Genomic DNA, 3,750 nt, shown 5'->3' with positions numbered 1-3,750 from the left:
CTCGCATGATCTGAAAGAGCCGCTACGAAAGATTCAGGCATTTGGAGGACGGCTCAAAGCCAAAGAGGCAGCGCGTCTTTCCACGGATGGGCAAGACTATCTGACACGCATGGTCTCGGCCACGGAGCGCATGCAGGCATTGATTGATGATCTTCTAGCGTACTCACGCGTGACAAGTAAGGGCCAGTCCTTTGTTGAGGTGAATCTGGGAACGGTGGTCTACGAGGTGCTCTCGGACCTGGAGGTGCGCGTGGTCTCGTCGGGAGCACAAGTGACTCTGGGAGCCTTGCCACACATTGAGGCTGATGCTATGCAGATGCGCCAGCTCTTTCAAAATCTGCTGTGCAATGCGCTCAAGTTCTCCCGCCCTGGTAGCTCGCCCGAAGTCAGCGTGGCGGCGAAGTCTAGCCGCCCTGGTTATGTCTCCATTCAGATCGCGGACAATGGGATTGGCTTTGCTCCCGAGCACGCGGAGCGTATCTTTGAGGTCTTTGAGCGCCTTCATGGGATGGGAACCTACGAAGGAACCGGTATCGGTCTGGCGATCTGTCGCCGAATTGCCGAGCGACATGGAGGGACGATTGAAGCAAGTAGCAGCTCTAGTGCAGGGGCTGTCTTTACCGTGGAGCTTCCCTTACAACAAAAAGGAGCATTGGCATGAGATATTCGTCCGAGTTTCCCCTGCGCATCGTGATGGCCGATGACGATCCTGATGATCGTCTCATGGCAAAAGACGCCTTTGATGAATGTACTTCCGTGGACTGTGTTGGTTTTGTCGAAGATGGCGAGCTCTTGCTGGCACTGCTACGACAGCTTGAGCCGCTTCCACGACTGATCTTGTTGGATTGGAACATGCCTCGCAAGAATGGCCGTGAGACACTTATGGAACTCAAAGCAGATCGTGCCCTATCCAGCGTCCCTACTGTTGTCCTGACGACTTCTAGTGATCCTAATGATATCGAAGCTGCCATTGCCCTTGGCGCAGAAGGCTTTATGATAAAGCCAATTACGTTTGAAGGACTCGTCGCTTTTGCCGAAGAGATGGTCGTCCGCTACGCCCCGGAGGCGGTTCTATGAGCATCCCGCTGCAAGTTCTTGTGGTAGACGACGACGAGGAAGACTTTCTGATCGCTCGTGATCTTTTGGCTGATATCCCCGGCGAGCAGCGCTACGAGGCATACTGGGCACGCACGCCAGAAGCGGCTCTGGCGCAGATGCTTCCCAGCAATGGCCGTGAAGCCAGGCATGCGATCTGCCTGCTCGACTATCGTCTCGGTAGCGCCTCGGGTGTGAGTCTTTTAGAGCAGGCGCGTGCAAAGGGCTACACACGACCCGTTCTCTTGCTCACAGGAAGTGATGATCCTTTGGTGGATCAAGAGGCACTTGCCGTTGGGGCATCGGACTATCTGGTGAAAGGGCGAGCCACGCCCGAGCTGATGGAGCGCTCCATCCGCTACGCCATTGCCCAAAAGGCGATAGAGGCTAAGTTAAGGGCGACGGCTGAAGCACTTGAAGAGGCTCACCATCAGGAGTTCGAGGTGGGAGCTGTCATCCAGCGTGCGCTTTTGTTACGTCAGAGACCGGCGAGCCATCCGGATGGCCTCTCTGTTGGGGTCTATCTCCAAGGCGCCGATCACGTCTCGGGCGACTACTGCGACTTTCTCACGTTTCGGGAGCAGTCTTTAGATGTTGTCTTAGGCGATGTCATGGGTAGGGGGATAAAAGCCGCTCTTGTCAGTGCGGGGGTGAAAAGCCAGCTACAGCTCGTTGCACGGCGGCTCGTTACGGAGTTTCACTGTATCGGGCGCTTACCTGAGCCGCAGGAGATTGTAGGCTCTCTTCAGGCGGTATTGAGTCCTATTCTCAGCGACCTTGACTCCTTTGTTACTCTGAACTATGTGCGTTTTATGCGGGATCAACATCGCCTGTATTTTGTGGATGCAGGGCACCCGAGTATTTTGCACTGGCAGGCTAGCACTCAAGAAAGCATGTTTCTAAAAGGGAGCAATGTTCCCCTAGGAGCCGTCGCAAATGAGTTTTATGAGCAGCACCTTGCCACTTTTGGCCTGGGAGATATCTTTGTTCTCTACTCCGACGGCCTCACGACGGCACTAAATGCCGAGGGGGAGCCGTTTGGTGAGGAGCGACTGAAGGAAAGCCTAAACCCCCATCTTGAGCCGCAAGAGCTGGCAAACGCCTTGTGCCAAACGGTAAATGCCTGGCGCGGCGGTATCGGTGACGATCTAACCTGCGTCGTGGTGCGTATCGAAAAGATGCGCCCTCGCTTGCCCATCCCCTTACTTCAGAAAGATATCGAGTTTCGCAGCAATCCTGAAGAGCTAGAGAGACTGCGTCACGTGACCGAAGAGCTCTGTCGTGCCTGTGGGGCTCAGAAGTACCTTGATAATATCTTACTAGGGCTGAGTGAGGCGGCAGGGAATGTCATTAAACATGCTTATGTGCGCCGTACCGAAGAATGGTTTCGCTTAAAAGTGCGTGTTTACGACGATAAAATGCTTTTTATCCTTCATGATCGAGGTAGGCCATTTGATATCAATGCCATTCAGCCTCCTTTGCTAGATGGGTCTATGAATGGTGGATTTGGTTGGCATTTGATCAATAGTTGCTTTGATGAAGTGACCTATCATCGTGATGAAATGGGTTGGAATCACTTGCAATTAAAAATAATACGTGATGAAACAGAAAATAACTACCATGGAACTAATTAAATCGTATATTGATATATCCGTTGTTTGCTTAATTGTTGAGGCAAAGAAATTAGACATGAGCAACACCTCAGAGTTCAAGAAGGCAGTGGCGCTGCATCTGCCGAGCGAAATTCATATTGTTCTTGACATGAGTCAGGTTGAGTTCATTGACAGTACCGGTCTGGGGGCGATCCTGTCTCTTCTAAGACATGTGCGTGCTCGTGGAGCAGAGCTACGTCTTTGTAGTGTTCAGCCCCGGGTGATGGCGATGTTTGAGCTGGTTCGGGTGCAGAAAATCGTGCCTCTGTCCCGTACTCAGAATGAGGCTGCCGCGGCATTTACACTGTCGAAGGCTGCGTAGAGCATCATTGAGCAGGATTTAACGACCCGATACTGTCGAGGGAACTCACTGGGCAGTTTTTCTGCCCGGTAAAAAACGAAGCCACAGGCCGCACCAGTCCTATCCGGGATCTGCTTTCTGTACAATAGGGCATGCAACTGAGATTGATTTCAAGTGTCTCCCGAGTGCGGCTTGAGGCAACGATTCGTTCGCTCGCGGCAATTCCGACGCGGCACACGCTTTCGGGGGCACGCGGCGCGGATGCGGCGGTAGCGTGGCTGGAGCGCGAGCTGAAAAGCTACGGAGGGAATCTGCAGGTGGCGCAGCAGCGCTGGGTGCAACCGGCGGGCGGGCGGATGACCAAGGCGCAGGAGCTTGGCAATGCGCTGGCGATGCTGCCGGGCACGGATACTCCCGAGCGTGTGATCGTCGTCTCCGGCCACTACGACTCGCGGGTGACGGATGTGCTGGACGCTACTTCGCCTGCGCCGGGTGCCAACGACGATGCCTCGGGGGTGGCGGTGGTGCTGGAGTGTGCACGGCTCATGGCGGGCCTTAAACCACGCTGCACCGTGATCTTTGCTGCGGTGACGGGTGAGGAGCAGAGCTTGCTCGGCTCGGCGCAGCTCGCAAAAAGCCTCAAAGAGCAGGGCAAGCAAGTGGTGGCGATGGCGACCTATGACATTGTCGGCAACTCGGTGA

5 protein-coding genes are annotated in these 3,750 nt (G+C 54.5%); all 5 read left to right on the top strand.

Features of this window, described 5'->3' with window-relative positions; translation table 11 throughout:
* The coding region (locus tag AC1XOS_RS21015; RefSeq protein WP_481964166.1) for a sensor histidine kinase at positions 1-661 on the top strand (661 nt) is incomplete at its 5' end.
* On the top strand, positions 658-1,077 hold the full coding sequence (locus tag AC1XOS_RS21010) for a response regulator (RefSeq protein ID WP_481964165.1): 420 nt from the start codon (positions 658-660) through the stop codon (positions 1,075-1,077). The genes AC1XOS_RS21015 and AC1XOS_RS21010, both read left to right, overlap by 4 nt.
* Positions 1,074-2,729, top strand: coding sequence for an ATP-binding SpoIIE family protein phosphatase (locus tag AC1XOS_RS21005; protein WP_481964164.1), 1,656 nt, complete (start codon positions 1,074-1,076; stop codon positions 2,727-2,729). Before AC1XOS_RS21010 ends, AC1XOS_RS21005 begins: the two co-directional genes overlap by 4 nt.
* Positions 2,716-3,069, top strand: coding sequence for an STAS domain-containing protein (locus AC1XOS_RS21000; protein WP_481964163.1), 354 nt, complete (start codon positions 2,716-2,718; stop codon positions 3,067-3,069). The genes AC1XOS_RS21005 and AC1XOS_RS21000 overlap by 14 nt, the downstream gene beginning before the upstream one ends.
* A gap of 131 nt (positions 3,070-3,200) precedes the next feature.
* Positions 3,201-3,750, top strand: a 550-nt coding sequence (locus AC1XOS_RS20995) for a M28 family peptidase (protein ID WP_481964162.1), incomplete at its 3' end; no start/stop codon positions are given.

Source organism: Armatimonas sp. (assembly GCF_964826245.1).
The sequence above is the reverse complement of the archived record's forward strand: the minus strand, read 5'-3'. Positions and strand labels throughout refer to the sequence as shown.

Excerpts from the sequence above, each read along its gene's own strand:
- AC1XOS_RS21010 (WP_481964165.1), top strand. The coding sequence starts at position 658 with ATGAGATATTCGTCCGAGTTTCCCCTGCGCATCGTGATGGCCGATGAC.
- AC1XOS_RS21005 (WP_481964164.1), top strand. The coding sequence starts at position 1,074 with ATGAGCATCCCGCTGCAAGTTCTTGTGGTAGACGACGACGAGGAAGAC.
- AC1XOS_RS21000 (WP_481964163.1), top strand. The coding sequence starts at position 2,716 with ATGGAACTAATTAAATCGTATATTGATATATCCGTTGTTTGCTTAATT.